This window comes from Aliiroseovarius crassostreae (assembly GCF_049803815.1).
Classification (GTDB): Bacteria; Pseudomonadota; Alphaproteobacteria; order Rhodobacterales; family Rhodobacteraceae; genus Aliiroseovarius; species Aliiroseovarius crassostreae_A.
On sequence record NZ_JBNAGI010000004.1, the window covers coordinates 23,777 to 45,850 of the forward strand.

25 protein-coding genes are annotated in these 22,074 nt (G+C 57.5%); 14 read left to right on the forward strand and 11 right to left on the reverse strand.

Annotated features, from left to right (window positions below; genetic code table 11):
• Positions 1 to 55: 55 nt before the first annotated feature.
• Positions 56 to 964 (forward strand): LysR family transcriptional regulator, encoded by a 909-nt coding sequence (locus ACP15V_RS11680; protein ID WP_424943882.1) that lies wholly within the window; start codon positions 56 to 58, stop codon positions 962 to 964.
• Positions 961 to 1,977 (forward strand): GlxA family transcriptional regulator, encoded by a 1,017-nt coding sequence (locus tag ACP15V_RS11685; RefSeq protein WP_424943883.1) that lies wholly within the window; start codon positions 961 to 963, stop codon positions 1,975 to 1,977. Before ACP15V_RS11680 ends, ACP15V_RS11685 begins: the two co-directional genes overlap by 4 nt.
• Positions 1,978 to 1,986: 9 nt before the next feature.
• On the opposite strand, the gene ACP15V_RS11690 is transcribed toward ACP15V_RS11685, so the two are convergent.
• From ACP15V_RS11690 to ACP15V_RS11705, 4 genes are read right to left on the reverse strand one after another with little or no spacing between them, the layout of a single operon-like run.
• Entirely contained in the window at positions 1,987 to 2,538 is a 552-nt protein-coding gene (locus ACP15V_RS11690; RefSeq protein ID WP_424943884.1) for a sarcosine oxidase subunit gamma, read from the reverse strand.
• A complete protein-coding gene (locus ACP15V_RS11695) occupies positions 2,531 to 5,485 on the reverse strand; it encodes a sarcosine oxidase subunit alpha family protein (RefSeq protein WP_424943885.1) in 2,955 nt (984 codons plus the stop codon). The genes ACP15V_RS11690 and ACP15V_RS11695 overlap by 8 nt, the downstream gene beginning before the upstream one ends.
• Positions 5,485 to 5,790 carry a sarcosine oxidase subunit delta gene (locus ACP15V_RS11700; protein ID WP_424943886.1) on the reverse strand — a complete coding sequence of 102 codons (306 nt, stop codon included), beginning with the start codon at positions 5,788 to 5,790 and terminating at the stop codon, positions 5,485 to 5,487. The genes ACP15V_RS11695 and ACP15V_RS11700 overlap by 1 nt, the downstream gene beginning before the upstream one ends.
• Positions 5,791 to 5,817: 27 nt before the next feature.
• Positions 5,818 to 7,068: a sarcosine oxidase subunit beta family protein gene (locus ACP15V_RS11705; RefSeq protein ID WP_424943887.1), complete on the reverse strand. Its 1,251-nt coding sequence runs from the start codon at positions 7,066 to 7,068 to the stop codon at positions 5,818 to 5,820.
• A gap of 566 nt (positions 7,069 to 7,634) precedes the next feature.
• Here ACP15V_RS11705 and ACP15V_RS11710 point away from each other — a divergent pair.
• The 3 genes from ACP15V_RS11710 (at position 7,635) to ACP15V_RS11720 (ending at position 11,820) form a co-directional block, all read left to right on the forward strand.
• The gene (locus tag ACP15V_RS11710) at positions 7,635 to 8,861 is read left to right on the forward strand and encodes a tyrosine-type recombinase/integrase (RefSeq protein ID WP_424943888.1); all 1,227 of its coding nucleotides are present in this window, start codon (positions 7,635 to 7,637) and stop codon (positions 8,859 to 8,861) included.
• A 186-nt stretch (positions 8,862 to 9,047) separates the two neighbouring features.
• Positions 9,048 to 9,299: a helix-turn-helix transcriptional regulator gene (locus ACP15V_RS11715; RefSeq protein ID WP_424943889.1), complete on the forward strand. Its 252-nt coding sequence runs from the start codon at positions 9,048 to 9,050 to the stop codon at positions 9,297 to 9,299.
• 88 nt (positions 9,300 to 9,387) lie between these two features.
• Positions 9,388 to 11,820 carry a TOTE conflict system archaeo-eukaryotic primase domain-containing protein gene (locus ACP15V_RS11720; RefSeq protein WP_424943890.1) on the forward strand — a complete coding sequence of 811 codons (2,433 nt, stop codon included), beginning with the start codon at positions 9,388 to 9,390 and terminating at the stop codon, positions 11,818 to 11,820.
• A 465-nt stretch (positions 11,821 to 12,285) separates the two neighbouring features.
• Here the strand turns inward: ACP15V_RS11720 and ACP15V_RS11725 are convergent, their stop codons facing one another.
• Positions 12,286 to 12,843, reverse strand: coding sequence for a hypothetical protein (locus ACP15V_RS11725; RefSeq protein WP_424943891.1), 558 nt, complete (start codon positions 12,841 to 12,843; stop codon positions 12,286 to 12,288).
• A 1-nt stretch (position 12,844) separates the two neighbouring features.
• Positions 12,845 to 13,435, reverse strand: a complete 591-nt coding sequence (locus tag ACP15V_RS11730) for a ComF family protein (protein WP_424943892.1) — start codon at positions 13,433 to 13,435, stop codon at positions 12,845 to 12,847.
• Between the two features lie 260 nt (positions 13,436 to 13,695).
• Between ACP15V_RS11730 and ACP15V_RS11735 the strand changes: the two genes are divergently transcribed.
• The 9 genes from ACP15V_RS11735 (at position 13,696) to ACP15V_RS11775 (ending at position 18,016) form a co-directional block, all read left to right on the forward strand.
• The gene (locus ACP15V_RS11735; protein WP_424943893.1) at positions 13,696 to 13,962 is read left to right on the forward strand and encodes a hypothetical protein; all 267 of its coding nucleotides are present in this window, start codon (positions 13,696 to 13,698) and stop codon (positions 13,960 to 13,962) included.
• Between the two features lies 1 nt (position 13,963).
• Complete coding sequence (locus ACP15V_RS11740; RefSeq protein WP_424943894.1) at positions 13,964 to 14,200, forward strand: hypothetical protein; 237 nt, start codon at positions 13,964 to 13,966, stop codon at positions 14,198 to 14,200.
• A complete protein-coding gene (locus tag ACP15V_RS11745) occupies positions 14,197 to 14,610 on the forward strand; it encodes a hypothetical protein (protein ID WP_424943895.1) in 414 nt (137 codons plus the stop codon). The genes ACP15V_RS11740 and ACP15V_RS11745 overlap by 4 nt, the downstream gene beginning before the upstream one ends.
• Before the next feature lie 105 nt (positions 14,611 to 14,715).
• The gene (locus ACP15V_RS11750; RefSeq protein WP_424943896.1) at positions 14,716 to 15,303 is read left to right on the forward strand and encodes a hypothetical protein; all 588 of its coding nucleotides are present in this window, start codon (positions 14,716 to 14,718) and stop codon (positions 15,301 to 15,303) included.
• Complete coding sequence (locus ACP15V_RS11755; RefSeq protein WP_424943897.1) at positions 15,293 to 15,682, forward strand: hypothetical protein; 390 nt, start codon at positions 15,293 to 15,295, stop codon at positions 15,680 to 15,682. The genes ACP15V_RS11750 and ACP15V_RS11755 overlap by 11 nt, the downstream gene beginning before the upstream one ends.
• 1 nt (position 15,683) lies before the next feature.
• The gene (locus tag ACP15V_RS11760) at positions 15,684 to 16,271 is read left to right on the forward strand and encodes a hypothetical protein (RefSeq protein ID WP_424943898.1); all 588 of its coding nucleotides are present in this window, start codon (positions 15,684 to 15,686) and stop codon (positions 16,269 to 16,271) included.
• Complete coding sequence (locus ACP15V_RS11765) at positions 16,268 to 16,522, forward strand: hypothetical protein (RefSeq protein WP_424943899.1); 255 nt, start codon at positions 16,268 to 16,270, stop codon at positions 16,520 to 16,522. The genes ACP15V_RS11760 and ACP15V_RS11765 overlap by 4 nt, the downstream gene beginning before the upstream one ends.
• Entirely contained in the window at positions 16,512 to 17,294 is a 783-nt protein-coding gene (locus tag ACP15V_RS11770) for a terminase large subunit domain-containing protein (protein WP_424943900.1), read from the forward strand. The genes ACP15V_RS11765 and ACP15V_RS11770 overlap by 11 nt, the downstream gene beginning before the upstream one ends.
• Positions 17,279 to 18,016 (forward strand): hypothetical protein, encoded by a 738-nt coding sequence (locus ACP15V_RS11775; RefSeq protein WP_424943901.1) that lies wholly within the window; start codon positions 17,279 to 17,281, stop codon positions 18,014 to 18,016. The genes ACP15V_RS11770 and ACP15V_RS11775 overlap by 16 nt, the downstream gene beginning before the upstream one ends.
• A gap of 120 nt (positions 18,017 to 18,136) precedes the next feature.
• Here ACP15V_RS11775 and ACP15V_RS11780 read toward each other — a convergent pair whose 3' ends face one another.
• The 5 genes from ACP15V_RS11780 to ACP15V_RS11800 all read right to left on the reverse strand — a co-directional run bounded on the left by ACP15V_RS11780 (position 18,137) and on the right by ACP15V_RS11800 (position 21,900).
• A complete protein-coding gene (locus ACP15V_RS11780) occupies positions 18,137 to 18,889 on the reverse strand; it encodes a DUF5131 family protein (protein ID WP_424943902.1) in 753 nt (250 codons plus the stop codon).
• A complete protein-coding gene (locus tag ACP15V_RS11785; protein ID WP_424943903.1) occupies positions 18,889 to 20,061 on the reverse strand; it encodes a three-Cys-motif partner protein TcmP in 1,173 nt (390 codons plus the stop codon). Before ACP15V_RS11785 ends, ACP15V_RS11780 begins: the two co-directional genes overlap by 1 nt.
• Positions 20,062 to 20,172: 111 nt before the next feature.
• On the reverse strand, positions 20,173 to 20,499 hold the full coding sequence (locus ACP15V_RS11790; RefSeq protein ID WP_424943904.1) for a hypothetical protein: 327 nt from the start codon (positions 20,497 to 20,499) through the stop codon (positions 20,173 to 20,175).
• Complete coding sequence (locus tag ACP15V_RS11795; protein ID WP_424943905.1) at positions 20,496 to 21,128, reverse strand: hypothetical protein; 633 nt, start codon at positions 21,126 to 21,128, stop codon at positions 20,496 to 20,498. The genes ACP15V_RS11790 and ACP15V_RS11795 overlap by 4 nt, the downstream gene beginning before the upstream one ends.
• Positions 21,121 to 21,900 (reverse strand): hypothetical protein, encoded by a 780-nt coding sequence (locus tag ACP15V_RS11800; RefSeq protein ID WP_424943906.1) that lies wholly within the window; start codon positions 21,898 to 21,900, stop codon positions 21,121 to 21,123. Before ACP15V_RS11800 ends, ACP15V_RS11795 begins: the two co-directional genes overlap by 8 nt.
• Positions 21,901 to 22,074: the final 174 nt, after the last annotated feature.

Here is a 22,074-nt window from a genome sequence, read left to right on the forward strand (position 1 = left end):
CAAATTCTTGAAGGTAATTTCAGATTTTTTGAAGTTATCGCGAAAGGAGCTGCAAATGGCGTTGAAAATCGAACTGCTTCGCGGCTTCGCGGCGGTGGCCCGCAGCGGCAATCTTAGCGACGCTGCAGATGTGCTCGGGCGCACGCCGTCGGCTGTGTCGATGATGCTCAAGCAATTGGAAACCCATCTTGGGGAACCCTTGTTTGAGACGGATCGAAAAAGCAAACTCACCGCGCTCGGAAGCTATGTTCTGGAACAGGCTGAACGGGAATTGCAGCAGTTCGACAAGACGGTCAAAGCCATCGAAGGGTTCGCCCGCGCCACCCATGGGCATGTGCGCATCGCCACCGTGCCCTCGGTTGCGGGCACCATCATCCCGCAGGTTTTTTCCCGCCATATCAAGGACTACGGCAATGTGGATATCGAATTGCGGGATATGGATTCCAGCTCGATCCTGCACGAATTGTCGCGCAACAGGATCGATATCGGCGTCGCCACCCTGGGGGAAAACAGCGTGGGTCTGCTCAGCCAGCATCTTATGTCCGACCGGTTTGGCGTCATCTGTGCCCCCACCCATCCGCTTGCGCGGGACACGGGTCCGGTGGGGTGGGACGCCCTTGCGGGCGCGCGGCTGATCGCCAACAGCCTGTCCGCCGGGATCGGCGCCGAGGCCTCCAAATCCCTGCATGAAAAAGCGTTGTTGTCTGCCCACAACCTGACCTCGATCATCGGCATGGTGCATGCCGGTATTGGCATCACAATCTTGCCGGAAATGGCCGTCAGAACCTCCAATTCCGCCGGCTTGGTCTTTCGCCCCCTCGCAAACCCACAGGCAACACGTGACATTCACTTGCTGCGGCGCGCTGATTCTGCCCTGTCGCCCGCCGCCCGCCTGCTCGAAAGCCACATCCTGGAATGCGCAGCAGAATTTTCACAAAAGCGTTTGGTGGGGGCCCCCACATGACTGGCAACAGCGCCTCACCTGCGGTGCCCTTCACCCTGGGTATCCTGATCTTTCCCGGCTTCCCCATGGCCTGCCTGACCTCTTGCGTCGAACCCTTGCGCGCCGCAAATGAGATTTCTGGGCAAGAGGCATTTCACTGGAAGGTGATTGCCGAAGACACTGCCCCGGTCCTGTCCTCGGCCGGGGTGAGTTTTGCACCGGACTGCATCCTGTCCGACGCGGGTCAGCTGGATCTTCTTCTGTTCGCAGCCGGCCCCAACGCGCGCTTTGCCGCGCCCCCCCGCGCCAATGCCGCCCTGCAAAGGATCCGCCGCACCGGCACACGTTTGGGGGCCATCAGCGGTGGGGTGTTTGCCCTGGCCGAAACCGGGCTGACCGGGTCAGATCCGCTGTCGGTGCATTGGTGTTACGAGGCCGCGTTTCAAAGCGAATTCCCTGATATTCCAGCGCTAAGCACGGTGATCTGCGACGAGGGCAATTTCACCACCATCTCTGGCGCGTCTGCCGGGTTCGACCATATGCTGAGCCTGATCGAGACGCGCCTGGGGGGCGACATCATGGCCGAGGTGGCCTGTTGGTTTCAGCACCCCTATATTCGCAGCGCGGCGGCGTCGCAAAAGACGCCTGCCCATGACACGGCGAAAAGCCAGGATCTTTTGCCAAAGCAGGTGGCCAAGGCAATCGAGCATTTTGCCGAACATATCGAAAGCCCGATCCAGATCAGCGATGTGGCGCATGCGGTGGGGGTCTCGACCCGGTCACTGGAACGCAGCTTCAAAGACGCCACGGGGCAGAGCCCTTTGAAATACTACAGAAAAATGCGGATGAAACAGGCACGCCAATTGGTGCTTTACTCCAACACGCCGGTGACCGAAGTGGCCTTCATGGTGGGCTACGCCACCCCCGGCGCCTTCCTGCGTCATTACCGCGAAAGCTTTGGCGTGACGCCGATCAGCGACCGGCGGGCCAAGAATTCGATGCGGGTCAAGGGCAGCGACGCGCTGCCCTCATGATACTTGCATTCAAGCGATGGATCGGGCCGCAGTGACCAAAGCGTGATGCAGGGACGCCGCCGAAGATCGCGGCCCCATCACGGCCATGCGGGTATCGTCCAACCGCCACAAAAACGCACCCAAATGCTCAACCGTGCCCCGGATCACATCGCCCGGCTGCATCATCCGCACCGGCGCATTGGACAGCCGTTCAAAGAGGTCGCAGAGCGCGGCCCCGGACACATCAAACCGGCACCAGCCATCGGTCTGTTCCACAACCGATGCCGTGTTACCGACCATATGTTTCAGCTCGCCCGCCAGCAACTCGTGCTGGTCGTGATCAGCAGCAATCATCCACTGATCAGGACCGGTCCAGAACGCGGCAAAATCGCCTTGCGTTACAGACGTCCCCACGTCCGGCAAGGTCAATGGAAACACTTTTCTAAGCGCATCCAACTGGCCTTCGCGTGCAGCCACGGATGCCAGCGCCTGATCCACCACTTCGGTGAAGGTGATGGTGCCAATCTGATCCACGCGCGGGCTGTTCGCGCCCAGGGGCGTGATCGGTTTCAACTTATGCACGGAGCTTCTCCCCTTCCGGATCCACAAAATGCGGGCTGACGATTTCGACCAAAATCTCTTGCTCTTCCAAGGGGTTGACCAGCCGGAGTTGTTCGCCCATCCGGTCAAACCCGGATTTCACGAACCCAAGTCCAATCGAGCTTTCAAGAATGGGCGAGTAAGCGGAAGAGGTCACATAGCCCTGATCATGAGCGGCATCGACGGGGCCAAAGGCGTTCATCAGATGCCCCCCAGCTGGCACGGGTTTTGATGCATCCACCGGACGCAGCCCCACAAGGTTCAGCGCGTCTTCTGTGTTCATCCCGTCGCGACGCGACAGCACATTGCCGATGCAGTCTTTCTTGGAGGATACCATGCGCCCCAGCCCAAGGTTCAGCGCGGTTGTGGTGCCATTCAGTTCATTGCCCGCCGCATGGCCCTTTTCGATCCGCATCACGCCCAGCGCCTCGGTGCCATAAGGCACCACGTCAAACTCTTCCCCCGCCGCCATCAACACGCGCATCAAGGCGTCGCCATAGCGGGTCGGCACGGCAATTTCATAGGCCAGCTCGCCCGAGAACGAGATGCGGAACAGACGCGCGCGACAGCCGCCGCAGACTGTGATTTCACCGCAGCCCATAAAGGGGAAGACCTCGTTTGAAATGTCAAACTCCGGGTCGACGATCTTTTGCAAAAGCTTGCGCGCATTGGGGCCGGCAACGGCATATTGCGCCCAGGCTTCGGTGGTCGAAATCAACTGCACGTCAAGATCGGGCCACAGGCATTGGCGGGCAAACTCCATGTTGCGATAGACCAGAACTGCGTTGGCGGTGGTGGTGGTGACAACAAAATGATCGTCCCGCAGACGCGCGGCCGTGCCGTCATCATAGGCCACCCCATCTTCGCGCAACATCAACCCATAGCGCACCTTGCCAACCGGCAGTTTGGCAAAACCGTTGGCGTAGATCTTGTTCAGAAACGCCGCCGCATCCGCCCCTTGCACGTCAATTTTGCCCAGCGTGGTCACGTCGCAGATGCCCACCGATTTGCGGGTTTGCAGCACTTCCCGGTCCACCGATTGCCGCCAATGCGTTTCGCCTTCCTGCGGGAACCATTGCGCGCGCAGCCAATTGCCCACCTCGACAAACGCCGCACCTTGTTCTTCAGCCCATTTATGGCTGGGGGTGAGGCGGGTCGGGTGGAATTCCTTGCCCACAGCGCGACCCGCCAGTGCGCCCATGGCGACCGGCGTGTAGGGCGGGCGGAAGATGGTGGTGCCAGTTTCCGGAATTGATTTCCCGGTCAGTTCCGCCATCACCGCCAGCGCCCCCATATTCGAGGTCTTGCCCTGATCGGTCGCCATGCCCAGCGTGGTGTAGCGCTTCAGATGCTCAACGGATGTGAAGTTTTCCTGATGCGCCAGTTTCACATCTTTCACGGTCACATCGTTCTGGAAGTCGAGCCAGGCGCGTTTGGCACCTTGAACGTGCCAGAACGGGGTAAGTACGACAGGCGCGTCCTCGGCCTTGGGCAGGTCAGGTGCCTTGGCCGTGATCCCCAGATCCGCCAGCGCTTCGATGGCTTTTTCCGTCCCGCCGGTCAGGGCCGCATGGGTCGACATATCCCCCATCGCTGCCCCCGCCACGATCTGCCCGACCGGCAACCCCTGCCCCGGTATGAAGGCATGAATGGCGTCATTCCACACCGGGCGACCGCGTTGATGACAGGTCAGGCCGAGGTTTGGGTTCCAGCCACCCGACATGGCGAGCGCGCCGCAGGGGATCTCGCGGGTCTGGCCGCTTGACAGGCGTATCGTAACCGAAGTCAGCCCCAAACGACCCTTGGTGTCCACAATCTGCGCACCAGCCAGCACCTCTGTGCCGTCAATGGCTGGGGCCTCCGGGCGAATATCCACCACGGCGGGCACCGCGACCCCTTTGGCGATCAGGTCGCGGGCGGTCTGATGGGCGTTGTCGTTGTTGGCGAAAACCACAACCGATTGCGCGGGGGTACAGGCCCAACGGTTCACATAGGCGCGGGTCGCCCCCGCCAGCATCACGCCGGGGCGGTCATTGTTTTCAAAGGCAATCGGGCGTTCAATCGCGCCGGTCGCGATCAGCGCCCGTTTTGAATAAATCCGCCACAGGGTCTGGCGCGGTTTGCCCGCTGCGGGCGCGATCATATGGTCGGCATTGCGTTCCACCGCGCCGTAAACGCCGTGATCGTAGGCGCCAAAGATGGTGGTGCGCGGCATCACACGGACATTCGGCAGGCTGGCCAGTTCGGCCTGGTTCTGCGCCACCCAATCCGTGCCGGAGATGTCAGCAAGCGGGGTCGTTTCCGACGTTAACCTACCCCCCAGTTGGAAATCTTCATCTGCCAAAATGACCTGTGCCCCCGCGCGTCCCGCGGTCAGGGCGGCGGCCAGACCTGTCGGTCCCGCACCGATGACCAGCAGGTCGCAATGCAGGAACCCCTTGTCATAAGCATCGGGATCCGCGTCGCCCGTCAGGCTGCCAAGGCCCGCAGCTTTGCGGATGATCGGTTCATACAGCTTTTCCCAAAAGGCCTTGGGCCACATGAAAGTTTTGTAGTAGAAACCGGCGCTCAGGAAGGTTGAGAAGCGATCATTGATCGCCATGACATCCCGTTCCAGTGACGGCCAGCGGTTTTGCGAATTGGCTTCAAACCCGTCATAAATCTCGGCCACAGTGGCGCGGGTGTTGGGTTCTTGCCGCCCGCCAGAGCGCAGTTCAACCAGCGCATTGGGTTCCTCTGATCCGGCGGTCAGCGGCCCACGCGGGCGGTGATATTTGAACGAACGCCCCATCAGGCGCACGCCATTGGCCAGCAGCGCCGAGGCAAGCGTGTCGCCCTCAAACCCCTGATAGCTTTTGCCATCAAAGGTGAAGTTCAAAGGGGCCGCGCGACTGATCAGACCTCCGGTAAGACGGTTTATTTGGGACATTATGCGGGCTCCGGCTGCGGACGGGTCATGGCATGTTTTCGGGCGACCTCACGCGCCAGTTCCACATTCAGGATCTCATGGGTCACTGTGTTGCGGGTGACCACCAGCCAGGACCGGTCGCCCTGCTCGTGGAACCATAGCTCGCGATGTTCACCCGCCGGGTTGTCGCGCAGGTAAAGATAGTCGTGAAATTCGCGAAGGGCGTTTTCCGACAGCCAATAGGGCCGGTTGATCAGGCTGGCGTCGCCCAGATAGGTGAACTCCTGCGCGTCGCGCGGCCCAAGAAGCGGATGGTTGATGATCATCTTTTCAGTTCCTTCAGTCGCAGGGGGTCAGTGCAGGTTAGGTTGGGCACCCTGCCCTTTTTCGTCGATCATGTGGCCCGTCATAAACCGATCCAGCCGATAGGCTTTGGCGGTGTCATGCGGGCGGTCGGTTTTCAGAAGATGGGCAAAGCAGTATCCCGCCGCAGGCGTTGCTTTGAAGCCGCCATAACACCAGCCGCCATTGAAATAGAGCCCGTCGATATGGGTCTTATCAATGTAAGGGGAGCCGTCCATCGACATATCCATGATCCCGCCCCAGCTGCGCAAAAGACGCGCGCGCCCAAGCGCGGGAATGAGCGACATGCCGCTCTCAATCACATCTTCAACCACCGGCAGGTTCCCCCGCTGGGCATAGGAGTTATACATGTCGATGTCGCCGCCAAACACCAACCCACCCTTGTCCGATTGGCTGCAATAAAAATGCCCCGCGCCATAGGTGATCACGCCGGGAATAAAGGGTTTCAGCCCCTCGGACACAAAAGCCTGCAACACGTGGCTTTCGATGGGCAGACGCATCCCCGCCATCGCCATCACCCGGCTGGAATTGCCCGCCACCGACACGCCGACCTTTTTGGCACCGATGAACCCGCGCGAGGTTTCCACACCAAGGCAGATACCGTTTTCAATGCGAAAGCCAGTGACCTCGCAGTTCTGAATGATATCCACACCGCGGCGATCCGCACCGCGCGCATAGCCCCAGGCCACCGCGTCATGGCGCACGGTGCCGCCGCGCCGATGCAGAAGGCCACCCTTGATCGGGAAACGGGCGTCGTCAAAGTTCAGGAACGGGTACATGGCGCGCACCCCGTCCACGTCCAAGAGTTCCGCATCTGACCCGTTCAGGATCATCGCATTTCCACGCCTGCGCGCCGCATCGCGTTGCGCATCCGTGTGCACAAGGTTCAAGATTCCACGCTGGCTGACCATCGCGTTATAATTCAGATCCTGTTCCAGGTTTTCCCACAGCTTCAGCGAAAATTCGTAAAACGGTTCATTCCCGTCGAGCAGATAATTCGAGCGGATAATGGTGGTGTTGCGCCCCACATTGCCGCCCCCAATCCAGCCCTTTTCCAGAACTGCAATCCGCGCACCGCCAAACTCTTTGGCAAGGTAATAGGCCGTCGCAAGCCCGTGCCCGCCGCCGCCGATGATCACATAATCATACGCGTCCTGCGGTTCGGGATCGCGCCAGTGCGGGCGCCAGCCTTTGTGCCCGGTCAGGCTTTCCTTGATCAATCTCAGGGCGGAATAACGCATGGGGGCTCCTGTTCTTTCCCCCCCCATAAACAGCGATTTTCACCACAGGCACTTTTGCGCTTTTGGACAAGATTGAGTTCAGAACCGACAGCCCACAAATATGCCGGCCCGCGTCGCAGAAGATGCCCTTCACGACTCAACCCGCAGTTTTGCCCACTTAGCCGTTGGTAAAGAGGAAAAAATGAAAACACCCCAGCGCGGCCATGCCACGTCAGGACAGGTCAGCAAAGACCAAATCCATAGCCTCTTCTCCAAAACCAAGAGGCGTTCATTGAATGCCACCAAGGGGACCCGCAATCGGACAGCGCAGCCAGCAAACAGGCCGCGTCAGAAATGCAAACTGTGGTGAAAATGGTGCCCCCACACGGACTCGAACCGCGGACCTACTGATTACAAATCAGACACCAAGATTTATTCAACAAGTCCAGCTTGGTGCGATTAAATTGCAAAAACAATACTTTACCACATTTTTCAGACGATAATCAGTTGGTTGATTGTCCATGTTGATCCGTCTAAGTGTTGCGTAGCGTTTGAAAATGCGTTTGAAAAAGAGACGGAGATTGCCCATGACGACCGCCATCAACCTCGACAGTGTGCCCAAGGTTCGCAACGCCGCGAAGAACAAACCAGACAAAGGCACGATTTGGTACTCGCATGACGGCGACAAATACCCGTGCCTCTACCTCGGCGTCGGCAAGCGCGCAGCATCGTGGTATTTCAAAGGACGTTTAAACGGGCGATCACAGCAAAAGGCGCTCAAGGCGACCTTCCCCGAAACGACTGCCGCGCAGGCCTTCGAGAAGATTGCAGCTCTGACTGAGTATCACACAGGCGTCGCATCCTCAGACATCCGCACGGTGCGGGACGCTTGGGAGCATCACTGCACAACGCGACAGTCGGAAGGCAAAATGTCGGACAGGCACAGAAATGACATGACGACGAAGCTCGACCGATGGGTGCCCGAGATCATGGACGCATCACCAACGGACGTTTCAACGATCATGATCCAAAGCGCGGTGAACGCCATCGACACGGGGCGTGGGGACAATTCTGCTGCTACCAAGCGCCATGTTCGGGTGGCGTTGTCGTCAGCATTCAAACGCCTACCCGGCAAGAACCCGGTTGAGAACGTGACTGTCCCCGACGCAAATGAACAGCCACCGATTTGGTATGACCTATGCGACGACAACCGCGATCTCGAACGAGAAGACCTTTCGACCGTTTGGGGCGCGATATGGGAGAAACGGCAGCAGAATGTGATTATGGGAACGGCATGGGTGGTCATGTTCTTCACGGGCATCCGCTCCGAAAACGTCTGCTCGCTTCGTTGGGAACGCGACGGCAGACACGGCTTCGTTGACCTGCAACGCCGTGAGCTTGTGTTTCCCAAACTAAAGTCAGGCATCCGCAATCACGTCATTCCTATTGGGGCAAGCGTGGCCGAAGCGTTGCAGGCAATACGCCTGACGGACAGTGATTGGGTCTTCCCCGCTTCATCCGCAACAGGATACGTTGGGGGCGGGCATGGCCTTGATACCCTCAAAGCCAAGATCGGCGAAAAACGCGTCCCCGTCATTCGGGCGAAAGACACGCGGAAGTTTTTCCAAGAGGCGTGCAACGAGGCTCTGTTGGGTGATCACATCATGCACTACCTGCGCGGAGACAAGTCATCTTCGGGCGATGGAAAAATGCTCTCGAAGTACACAACCCGCGTCGGCAAGAGCGCGCCCGACATGATTGAAACGGTATTCTTCGAACGCATTAAGGTAGAACCTGCTTTCGACATTGAATGAAAATTTGCCCTACACTACATTGGAGTTGCACTAAATGCCCGCCGTGAGGCGCGCGCCATGATGGCAGTGCACAGCATATCCAAGTACGCGGCGACGCGATGCGGCTTGGTTTTATGAAGCTCGTTCCGTCGCACAGCAACAGAGAGCGTCTGTCTGATTAAGGGCATGACGAAAGGATCTGTTGTTATGGATTCAGCCAACCTATTGCGCACGCTCGAAAAGCGCATCGAACAACTCGAGCAGAAGACCCAACTCCCAAAACTCATGACACCCAAGCAGGTGTGCGACTTCGTCGGCATTTCGGAATCGAAATTCTACGAATGGAAACGTGACGGCGATGTGCCGCCCGCGATCTATTGGAGCGAGCGCACTGTGCGGTACGACCGCGACGACGTGATTGCTTGGGCGCAAGAGCACAAAATAGGAGGGGCAGTATGAGCCTGCCCCTCACTGATCGCGTTTCGGGTTCGGAAAGCGTTGTGCGCTATAACTGATTTATAGACGCCGATGCAGCGGCACGCGACCAGTGAAGCAGGTCCATCCTGATATTGGCATGGACAACAAATCAGCATTGAAAGAGTTGGTTGGCTACGGTGGCCCCGACTATTGGCTTTATCGCGGAACGAATGGTTATTCGATGCGCGAGGGCACGATCACGGATGAGATGATCGACGCGCATTTGTCAGGCGACACACCTCTTGGCATGAACATTGCGAGCGCAGAACGGAAAAGCCGCTTCCTGATCTTCGACATTGACGACCACGACGGCAAGTTGGACCCCGCAATCGTCGGTTCGCGGTCAGGCGCAATCGCGGGCGCGCTTGGCGCGCACAAAATTCCGTTCTTCGCTGTCCGCTCAGGCGGTGGTTGCGGTGTGCATCTGTGGGTCGTCTTCGAACGCGAATTTTCATCCGATCAGATCATCAATTCGGGAAAGAAGGTTCTCGAAACGGCGACAACGATCCTGCAAACGGTTTGGCCGAACGAGATATTCACGGTCGGCACAAAAGGTTTGTTTGCGGACAGCGACACCCATCAGATCGAAATCTTCCCAAAGGGGCAGAAAGACCACTACAACGTCGCTCTGCCGCTCTCTCGCAAGTCGCGCGCACTGCGGGTCGATGGCGTGGACGAAAATGGTTTCGCTCACTTGGTCGATGGCGACGAACTCAAGATCGAGTTTGCGAGGCAGCAAAAATCAGGCCCGAAGGCGAAGGAAGCAAGCATCGACTACGATGCCGCCTTCGACGCCTTCATCTCGCGCTATGACGTAGAAACATACGATCAATGGGGCGCAGCTGCTTTGTGCCTGATCTCTGCATTCGAACGCAAAGACGGTCCACGCTCTGATTGGGCGCGTGAACGGTGGACAGCATGGTCGAAGACTGCCGACGCCTACAAGCATGGAGACGAGCAGAAGTGGTTCAACACGGGCACGTCGCAATTTTCGCCCATCACGTTTTGGCTGTATGCCAAGGAGAGCGGCTACACAGGCGGCACACCCTACAACAAGACGGAATCGCGCAAGCTCACTGCACTATCGTTCCTCGACGATGTGCGCCTCCTTCGCGACGACGTGGGCGTGGGCTACGCGCAGATTGGTGATCGCAACTTCATGCCCATCCGTTCAACCGCGTTCAAGCATCACGTCACGCTCGGTCTGTTTAATGACAAGGGGCTGACGCCTGACGACACGACATTGAACTCGGTGGTCAACTACGCAGACGCACTTGCATCACAGACCGACAGAGAGGCGGTTTGGCTGCGGTTTGCCCAAGCAGGTGCATCGCGGTACGTGTTCCTCGCGGATGACCTGTGTCAGGTCGTTGAGATCGACGCTGCGGGATGGCGCGTGGTCGATGATCCGCCCGTGGTGTTCCGTCGCGGTGATTGTCTGCCCATGCCTGTCCCCCAAAAGGGCGAGCTATCGGAATTTTGTGACTTCCTGAACGTGGGCGACGACGAAATACCGTTCCTTCTCGCTTGGATGGTCACGGCGATGTATTTCCCTGGACAAGCCTGCCCTATCGCGCTTCTCGACGGCCCCGCGGGTTCAGGCAAGTCATCGGCGTTGCGGACGATCATCGAAACGATTGATCCGAAGGTTGGCGCGCAGGCGGGCGAACCCAAGAGCGAGGATGATCTGTTCGCTGCCGCATACAATGCGGGCACGGTATCGGGCGACAACTTCTCGTCTATTGCGAAAATCAGTGATCCGTTGTGTCGCCTGTCAACAGGCGGCGGCATTCGGAAGCGCAAGCTGTATACCGACTTCGAAAGCGTCTCCATGTCGGCCAAACGCCCCATCATCATCGCGGGCATTGATCCGACGTTCTACGCGGCCGACTTATCCGAGCGCATTGTGCGGATCAGGCTGAATCGCCCTGACGAATATCTCAACGATATGCAGTTCGAGAGCATGTTGAAGGAGAAGCGCGCAAGGTTCACGGGCGCGCTGCTTGACCTCGTTGTGCTGTGTATCAATGAGGCGGATCAGATCGAGTACAGCGGGTCACGCTTTGCGACTTTTTGCCGTGTGGGCGAAGTGATCGCGCGCCACTTGGGGCGACCCGATGGTTGGTTCGTCGAACGCATGGCTGAAAAAAGCGCGGAAGAAATGGCTGACCTCGAACACTCGGACAGCGTTTTCGAATTCCTTACGCGGCAGATTGCATCCTCGGGTGTCGGTGATCGGCGGTGGGAGGCGAACTCGAAACAGCTTTGGGAGTCGATGCAGGAGCAAATCGAAGTCGGACACTTGAAGGTCGCCCGCGATGATGTGCCCCGCTCGCCCAAGGGCATGGGTAGCCGCGTAGAGCGCGCAATTCCAATGCTCAAGCAGCACGGTGTTCGGGTCGAGCGAGGCCCTCGCAGGACATTCATCTTCGAATGGGATGATAGCAGTCAGGAAGCGATTGATGCTGTGATCGAAATGGCAAGTCAGAAGTCGGCATTCTGAGTTTGTTCGACTTGGTATTGATGGGCGGGGTGCGAGTGCGTGCTTCGCCCATTTTTCGGTGCGCTGCACGGTTGCACGGTCGCGCGGTCGGTTTTCAAACTCTGTAACGCCATTGGTTGGTTGTTTGTATGACGGGGGTGGACACAACCAACCAACTAAAAATTCCATTAGTTTCGAAAATCACGGTTCAACCGTGCAACCGTGCAGAGGCGGCAAACCCCTCGCGATTTGGCAGGTGGCCTCCTCCCGCTATCTCCACCTGCTTGTTGTGAGCAAGTCGCAACTACGGCCTGAAACCCCGACCTACTGACAATCAATCATCCACCGAGGCAGACAAAACCGCTGTTTTGCCAAGCGGTTGTTCTCTTCGTCATATGCTTTTCAAACGCGCTATCAAACGGCCTGCGGAAATGACCTCAAAAACCGTCACCAAGGCTGACATAACTTGGATAGGGCAATGAAATCTTAAAGGGGCAACCCGAATTGTGGATTAATGGTTTCAGAAAGCAAACGACTCAAGCCGATTTTCCTCTCTGCTTGGTTCCTCGCGCCACTGGACATAACGGAAACCAAATCTCTTAAATCCTCGGGTTCCTTTACGTTGATAAACGACTTGTTCTTATTCACGAACACGACGCAAGTTTTCCCGCCTTTGATCAATTCCAAGGCGTTGCTTAGTGTTCCTGTGCTTGCCGCATCCCAAAGCATCAGACCGTAGTCGGCATCCTGCGCCATCGCCTTGTCCTTCGCAGTAAAGAATGCTCGTGTACCGGGTTCAGCGTCCGTGTGAATGGCCTTTACCCGCCATCCACCAACGTTGTTTCGAGGCTCGCCACCCGAGCAGTATACCGTGACGTTGCGTGCCAACTGTTTGTTCAGTTCGCTTTGAATGGAAGTGTCTGCGCCTTTTGCATCGCCAACGACGACCTCAAGTTGTTCGGACACGATATTCTGAATGCGTTGAACGAATTTTGGGTCGAGGTTCTTTATCTTGATCGAGCCTGCGATGAATACTTTGGTCATGTCATTTCCACGTTAGTGCTGCGACGTATATTTTGCCGATCTTCGGGTATTTGCGAAGTGCCGCACATACTGCCTCCATTGAAGCACCGGTGTCAAAAAGGTCATCGACGACCAAGGCGTTCCAGCACCCATCACCCTTGATGGTATCACTAATTGTAAACCTGCCGTCGAGAGCGGCAACCTTTTCTTCCTTGGTGGAGAGGTCCTTTAATGCAACGGCTTCACCCACAGCTGCTGCTTTGGACACGATACCTTCGAAAGAGTTGACACCAGTCTTCTTCGCAACGGCCTGAGCAACCTCGTAGACGGGCTGTCGCGTCCTTGTCTTCGACGCGGGCACAGGGATCACCAAGCCGATGGGGCCGAGATTTGGCACGATGTGCTGCACTACTGCGTCAGCCAGAGGCTCGACTTGATCCCAATCAGAACGATACTTTAACTGGTAAACGGCCTCGCCAGCTTCGGTCCTTACAGTATGAAAAGTCGGGTATCCGTATTCATTGTCACCAGTATAGGTGCTGCTGACAATGTGTTTGTCGAGCGCATATCCAACGTCCCAGTTGCCTTCGATTTTCTTCAATACAGCTTTCATAAAATCACCTTTTGCTCTCACCCGCCGGGGTAGTGAAAATAGTAACTGCCGATTGAACATTCACCCCTTGAGTGAGTGAAAATCGAAAATTTCTCGCAACCTGATTTTCCCGCTTCGCCACCTCATTCCCCGGAACAACGCCCCGACAGCGGGTGATACGCATTTCGTGCTGGGTCTGCGCGCATCGGGAATGGCCTAGCATCGGCTCTCCCGACTGCCGCGATGGACCCGGTGCGCGCCACAACACAAAGGACATGACAATGACCATTACCGCGACAATCGACGAGCACGAAGCCGTCACACTCACCTACACCCGCATGAACACCACGTCGAACCTCGGCGTGCCCGATGCCGCCGCGTTCGCGGACGACCTCAAATCGACGCTCGAACCCGAACAGGGCAACATCTACCGCGACACCTACAACGTGCTTGTGCAGCCCGAAGGTGTGACCGTCGAAGTGCATCCCCATTCGTTCCCGATCCCGTGGCAGCACATCGCCTCCGTGGTCGATCAACTGCGAGCCTGACATGGCGGTGCGACCCCTCTGGCGTGAACTGTCCCTGACGCGCGAAACCCTCCAAGACCGCGATCTGAGCGTCCACGGCGTGTGGACGATGCACATCGGCGTCGATACCCCGCCGCGCGTCTACATCGACTGGCAGTTCGCTCCGAACAAGCACGAGATCAAGGTTGCGGAACACATCGTGGTCGCCCGCAAGATCATCCACATCCTGCCCGGTGACGCGAAGCCTTGGATGCAATGATCACGCAGACGGGCCCACAATCGCCCGAAGCGGCCTTGGTTACGGCGATCATCATGCAGGCTTACCGCGACCTGTTCGTGATCGCCAAGCCCGACACCTACTCGACCTTCACGACACAGGCGGAGCAGGATCAGGCAATCGCCTTCCTGACGGATCGAACAGGCCCACACGCCCGCCACCGTGCCTACCTGTGCAGCCTGATCGGCTGGGACGGCAACGTGCTCGGCGAGCGTGTTCGGCGGATGATGGAGGGTGCCGACTTCCCGTTGCCCACAGACAGAACGCCCGCCACCCAGAAGCGCCACACGCAAGCCGTCGAGACCCTCCGGGCGCGTTGGCTCCACCTGAAAAACACCCCTTCAAAACGCCCTCCACCTGCTTCTGCGGTCGGGGCAGCAAAGGCCGCTTGATACATTGCCTGTGACGGATCGGTGGTCTCGTCATGCCCAATCAGAGAAACGGACATGGGCCTCCGCCTGTGTCCGTTTTTGGTTGTGACATGAAAGGACACCGCAATGGCCGACGATACATCCGCCGCTCTCAAAGCCCTCATTCAGCAGGTCTCGGCGCTCACTGAAACCGTGGGTGCGCAGCAGAAGAAACTCGAAGGGCTGCACGACTTCAACGCCCGCGTGTTGGACGAAAAGAAAGACCTACAGCGCCAACTCGAACAGCAGACCGAGACGGACAAGCAACTGGCTGACATGGGCTATGAGCGCGCCGCTGACGGCAACTACTACCCCAAAGGGACCAAGCCCGCCCACACCCTGACTCGCGCGGAGGCACGCGACCCTGCAAAGTATCGCGCGGCCAAGGAAGCAGCGGCAAAGATCGGTGCGACGTTGGAAATCGTCGATCCCGACAAGGCCGACGACACCCACCGTCGCGGACGTGGGAATGTCGCGACGACAACGACCACGGTCATCAAGGACGAGGATCAGCGGGTCGCCTACATGCGCCGCGATGTGATGGGGTCAGACCCTCGTCAGTATCAGCGCCTGCGCGCCGAGGGCATGACGGTCAAATCCTGGGATCAACCCGACGACCTGCCGCAGCACATGCAAACGAAACTCGCACTGATGGAGAAATCCCATGACGCCTGAGGATCGTGCAACCTTGGAATGGGCCTACCGCGTCGTCCTCGGCTTTTCTGCCGAAGACGAGGTGTTCGTGCTGCGCGACCTGACTGTGGTGACGCAGCACGACCATGCTCAACTCGACCCGTCAGGCAACAGTCAGGATGCGCTGATCGTCGCTTTGGCGCAGGTGATGAAGCTCCGTCTGGCTGGCGTTCAGGCTGGCAAGCTGCGCTGCGATCTCGTCGCGGCGGGCATGAGGGAAGAGGCGGCAAATCGCGTCCATGATCATTTGCAGGATGTCTCCGTTGGCGAGTGGACCCGCCTGAATGAGCGGATCAATTGGTATCGCGACGATACGTGCCTGCCCATCACCGCCTCAACCGCGCGTTCGGGAGTATCCTGATATGGCTGGGAACAAAGGCAGCGGACGCCCAAGCACGATCAACACACACCCCGAGAAGAAGACGATCATCAAGCAGATCGTCCTCGGGGAACACGGTCTGCCCGGCGGTATGTCGAAGGCGCAGATCGCGAAGCGCGTCGGGATGCACCCGGATTCCGTTTCGCGCTACCGCCAGCAGCATATCACCGAGGAAATGGAACGCGCGATCTTGGCAGAGGCGCGTATCGAGCCGTTGGACGAGGCAACGCGCGTTCTCAACGACGAGCGGATGGACGTTGCGCGGACCTATGAAAGCCTCGCGCGGCGCGTCGAAAAGCTGATCACCAAGGCCGAGGAAGCGGGCGACGATGGTTTCGCCCTCGCTTCGATGGAAGGTCTGCGGAAGGTGCTGCGCGATATTGCCACCATGCAGGGCAAACTCGCGACCAACCTTTCGGTCTCGGTCACGCTCGCGGAATCGCCCGAGTGGGTGACGATGAAAAGCATCCTCCGCGCCGTCTGTGACGAGGTGCCCGAGGCTCAGCCAGTGCTCCTCAAGCACATGCGCCACCACGTCTTGTCGGTCACGAAAGAGGAGCAGGTGCTATGACCCACCGCGATTTCGAAGGCTGGGACGAATACTGCCGTCGCCTTGCCGCCGCCAAGGAAGCTGGATCGCCTGATTGGGCGCGCCTGCCGCAAAGCCGCGATGTGATGCTCGCGGAAGGCGGCAAGCTCTACTTCACGGGCATTCCCTGCAAGAACGGGCACGTCTCGCCGCGCGACGGCAACCGAAACTGCACCCAATGCAGCGTCGCCAACATGCGCGCCTATTACGAGCGACAGAAGAATGCCGTTTGACGCCCTACATGACTGGTGCGTGGGCCTCGAACGTGATCTCGATCCCGTCGCGCGCCTCAGCCATTGGATCGGCCACGCGCCTGATCCGTGGCAGGTCGAGGCGTTCACCACGCAGGCGTCGGAGATTGCCCTGCGCGTGGGGCGTCAGGCGGGCAAGACGTCCGTGTTGGCCGCGCGTGCCGTCGAGGAACTGCACGTCCCCGACAGCCTGACCATTTGCGTTGCACCCGCCGAACGGCAAGCCAAGATCATCGCCCGCGAGATTGGGCAGCAGCTCCGCCGCACGGATCTGGTGATCACGCGTTCGACCTTGACCGAACTCGAAATGTCGAACGGGGCGCGCGTCGTCGCGCTGCCGTCCACGTCAGACACGATCCGAGGCTATCCGTCGGTGTCGCTGCTGATCATTGACGAATGCGCGTTCTTGCAAGGTGAAGGCGGCGGCGAAGACCTGATCTCGGGCGTCCTGCCGATGCTGACCAAAGACGGGCAGGTGTTTTTCAGCAGCACACCCGCAGGCAAGAACAACTACTTCGCGCGGTTGTTTCTGGACGCCAAACCCGGCGACGGCATCCACCGCATCGTCGTGCGCGGCACGGATATTCCAAGGCTGGCCGAAAAGGTCGAACGGATGCGCCGCACGCTTTCCGCGACGAAATTCCGACAAGAAATCGAGGTGGAAATGTTAAGCGATGGCCACGCGTATTTCGACCTCTCAATCATCGAACAAGCCACAAGCACAACAGAGGTCGCGATATGCCCCAAGATGTGAACTACGAACCCGAATTGAACTTCGTCTATCTGCCTGACGGCGAGGTGGTGAACGAGACCAACCAAGACCCCGCAATCCCGCGCATCTCAGGGTATCAACGCTACTGGGTGTCCGCTGACCTCGGGCAGGCAAATGACTTCTCGGCGGTCGTCGTGATCAAGGACCAAGCGTTGCCCATCGTGGACGATGGCAAGATCATCGTCGGCCCACGCGAGCGCACGGTGGTCTACGCTGACCGCTTCCGTGGCGTGTCCTACGTGGACGTTGTTGATCACCTTGTCCGCCTGCGCAACGCGCCGCCGTTTGGCGGGAAGTCAGAACTCGCGATTGATGGCACGTCCATAGGGCGCGTGGTCTCGGACATGCTCTGGGATCAAGGCGTCGATCACAAGGCGGTGCAGATGACAGGCGGGCAGGACTGGTTGAAGAAGGGTTCGCGGTATGTCAACGCTGGCAAGACCTTCATGATCGAAAATCTCGCCGTGCTGTTCACCTCGGGCGACCTCAAGTTCGCGCCTGACTTGCCGCTGCGAGACGAGATCGAGGCCGACCTGGCTTCCTTCGCGACGACGACAACGGCGGCGGGCAACCAGATCATCAGCCAGAGCCGCAGCGTGGGCGGACACGGCGACTTGGGCATCGCGCTGATCCTCGGCGGGTTCGCCTCGCAATACCTGCAAGCGGGCCTCGCCGTGCAGCAGACCCTGCGCGGGTGGTGGTGAGAAGCGCGGCGCTGCGAGGCGAGAGCGCAGCATTATGGCAAGCGCCCCACGAGTACTCCCAAACCGATGCAATCGCCCGTCTCTGCGCAGCTCTACTCGGAGACAACGCTGGAGGGTAGCTTAGGCCACTGCTTTGGACGGCAGTTCGTCCCAAGTCCGACCATCGAGCATTCGACCAGTCTTCTTTTTATTGACGCCGCCCCATTGCTTGAAGTGGAAGGCAACGCTGCTCGCAACACATTGATCTCGGATTGAGCGAACCCAAGCGGGGTCCATATATCTTGCTCCCGGTCCGCTTTCTCCACCAGCAATAGCCCAGTCGATACCCTTGAGGTTCATTTCCCCGACGTCACCAATAAGAGGTTCCAGAGAAAGAAACTTAACATGGGCGCCGCAAGAACGCAGGTTATCAATCCTATAGGTGTAATCGGAATTTTCCACGCTAACCCCCATCCAAATATTTGGAGACCATTCAAGATCTGCTGAAATCTCATTCAGCCTTTCTGACCGCTTCGTGAGAACTTGGAAGGTGTGTTGACGGCAATCGCGCATTACTTCAAACACGCGCTGAATGAATTTCACGGGAACGTCTTCGTGAAAAAGATCAGACATCGAGTTCACAAAGATCATTCTGCCTTGCCGCCAAGAGCGAGGAATGTCCAGTGACGCCTCGTCGAGCTTCATACGTCCGTTCCACTTTGGACGCCCTCCTGACATCCGAGTTAGGCCCGCGTACTTTTCTTGCCCCATAGCATCAAGACGCTTCGCCATTCGCATGGCATAGCAATTGGTACATCCAGGAGATATGATGCTGCATCCCGCAACGGGATTCCAAGTCGCCTCGGTCCATTCAATTTTTGAGTTGGTCCCCATCAGGTTCCACCATCAGGAAAGGTCACAAGGAGTCGGTCCGCGAATGAGTTTTTTCGGCGCTTTTTGCCTTGGGGGTCGGAAACCGATATGATCCCGTCAGCCTCGAGTTCACCCAAAACGTTCTTGTAATGGCGGCTCAGATAAGGGCGTCCAACGCTATGTTCGCAGTATATTTCGCGCATTGAAAGAGTTTGACCCGCAAAAGCCACAGGCAGCATTTTTGCGAGATCATCAAGCGGCCGCTGAAACTCGAACAGAAAGGGCATCGTCTCATCTGCGGGAGAGTACGCAAAAGACGCGACGCCTTGGTCCTCAGTTGAGCTTTCTTTTGCCATGATCTCCTTCATGACTTCATAGCCCTTGAAGTCTTTAGAGACAAAAACAAGGTGGTGCGTAAGCCGCCCTTCATCGTTCTTGAACCGAAACGGGAGAACAAACTTTCCACCCATCTCGATCAGTGCGTTAGAGAGTTCCTCAAGGACCATTTCTTGTCTGAGAGCCGGGTTGGCCCCCTTTACTCTGTCACGAAGCTGCTCTGCGCGATCTTCGCCAAACAACGCATCCATATGCTCCTTGACCATCGGGTTTGAGATACCTGCGTTGATGCGGTTGTAGTTGAAGAAAAACACACAATCACATCCCCAATCTTTAATCACACCGTTGACGAGGCGCAAAGAAAGCCCCTTGTAGCCGAAGGGGTCAAAGAAAGTGAATGACGGAATGATCTCCGTTGTCGAAAAGTATTCCTCTGCGTCCTTGCCGACTTCGTTGCAATTAACAACCGGCTTATGCTTCAAGGTCTCAATTCCCGGGAGCGCAGCAATTTCATTTGTCAGGGTGCTGGAGTTGTTTTCATCCACATCATTAAAAAGAGCGACAAGGGAATCTCTGATTCTGTCATTTTCAATTGCTTTTTCGAGAATGAGCAAAGGTGTGGACGCTGCACCATCTTTGTAGCGCCCCGGACCAGCATAGAGGTCGATATAAGCGATCTTACCTCCTCCCCACCGCTTTGTCGCGCCAACCACAATATTGGCCCAAGCGACAAAATACTTTTGGACAATTCTAGCTTTGACCTCGGATTGGTCTCCGCGTTCTTCAAAAAACTTTTTCGACATACGTGCCTCAACAAACGGTATTGGTTGCACGTTATGGTAGATGGCTTGGCTCATTCCTCATAGTAGAACAAAAGCGGAACTAATGGAACAACAAATCGCACGGGCAAAGCCACGAAGTCGAACACGCCCGCCCTTCGCTCCCATCCAACGATCATCAATCCACCGTCAGTAAACAGCCTCGCGAGTGCCCGAGTATTGAATAGCGGCGTCGCTGTTGCCACGCCCAGCGATAGCGTTTGCTACACGACGCAGGTTCCGCTGAGTCACTATCGCACGACTTCTGGCCCGATCAGGCGCTTCGGGCACAGTCGAATGCTCATAAACGTGGTAGAACCGTGTCTCGTCCTCAAGCCGCATTTTCGAGAGCAGAGGCTTGATCTGGGAGAAAAACAGGATCGTTTCACTTTGTTGATCGGGGTGCTCAGAGAACAACTTCCAGAGATCGGCTTCCTCAAGAATTCCGTCTACGGTGTCCCATTCAATCTTGTTCACGGCGAAGCCCTCGGGTTGGCGGGCACAGCCATCAAGCGTAACGGTCTCGTGCGTTCCAAGAAGTCCGTCCGATAGGCCTCGAACGCCTGACGCACTCGCTCAATTATACGAGAGCGGGTTTCTTCTTTTGAAGGGCGCTCGGCAGCGACAACCGAACGGCGGCGTTTGATCGTGACATAGACAAACTCTTCGTCTGCCGTTGTTTCGGCAATATCCCATTGGTCGGGCAGTTTGTCCGACAAATCCGCTTTCGCGTCGTCAATCTCGGCAGACTTGATTGGTTCATCCGCCTTCCGCAGTGAGGCTTGTTCTTTAGCGACCATCGCGTCGCAGGTAGGGAGCAGCACTTCGGCGATCTCTCCCGTTTCCTCGAACGTCCTCACCGCCTGTTCGATTTCCTCTTTGTCCGCACGCAGGGACACGAGCTTCCTGCGCACCTCAACGAGTTGCGACAACAGCTTCCGACGCAGGAGTTCGGCCTCCCTGATTTCTCCATCCACTTCGGAGATCGTGGTCGAGAAAAGCCCGTCGTATGTCGGGTTGTGCTCACCCGCGAGCAGGCGTTGCATCTGCTTGTCGGGTGCATCACCGTCAGGATGGCGGAAAAATCCGTCACGAATCTCAGTCATCGAACGCCCCGAAATCTGGAGTGTCGGAAGTCGCAGTGCGCTCGATCAGCAATCCTCGGCCATGCGCATGGCGGAAGCAAACGGGGGAGGCTGTGAAGTCGATTTCATCCGCGACGCGGATCATGTCGAGGAAGGCTTTTCGGTCAAACCGCATGATGCGGGTAGCGTTTGTCGGGAAAGGGTCGCTGCTTTCAAGGGTCCAATTCTTGCCGTTACTGCTCGCGCGTGAAGCTATCGCCTGTCCATCAATGAAAATGTCGGGGGCCAAATTCTTGTCGTTGATCAGTTTTCGAATGTAGCGACGTGTTTCGTCTATGAGTTCGATCCCTTGATCAAAGCACCAGAAGCGGTTGAAAGCATCGTCCGCTGCACGTTGATGCCCATCCCCCGGCAGAAGATCGTGCATAGGTCTTACATGGTACGCTTGGCCGTCGCACCAGCGAAAGCACATCTCAACACCGTCCACGAACACCTCGCTTGGCGGAGCTTGAAACGCCTCAAGCGTTCGTATCATCTTCGAGTTGAACCACCAGTTTGGGAGTTCTAAGTCTCCGAGATCGTGCTCAACGATCAGTTTGTTGGTCAGGGCGTAGAGCTTGCCGTTGAGCAAGTGAACTTGCGTGTCGAGCCATTGGCCCTTGGCGGATAGCAGTGGCCGCAAGAAGGTGAGACCGCTCACAAAGTCCGGTGGCAGCGCATAGCGTTTGCCCTTCGCCTCTATGGGCGAGAGCGGTTGAGCATATGGGCGCGTATTTTCGAACGTCTGCAACATGGTCGCGGTTGGCAAGCCTCTGACGAGAAACGATTAAACGAACATCTTCGTCAATCGTTAACCAATTGAGGTTACCAAAACGTTAACAGAATCAATGAGCGGCAAAACCAACCTGCGTTTGAAAAGTGTTTGAAAATCGCGCGCGTCCCGCTACGTGACTTCAAAATTTTCCAT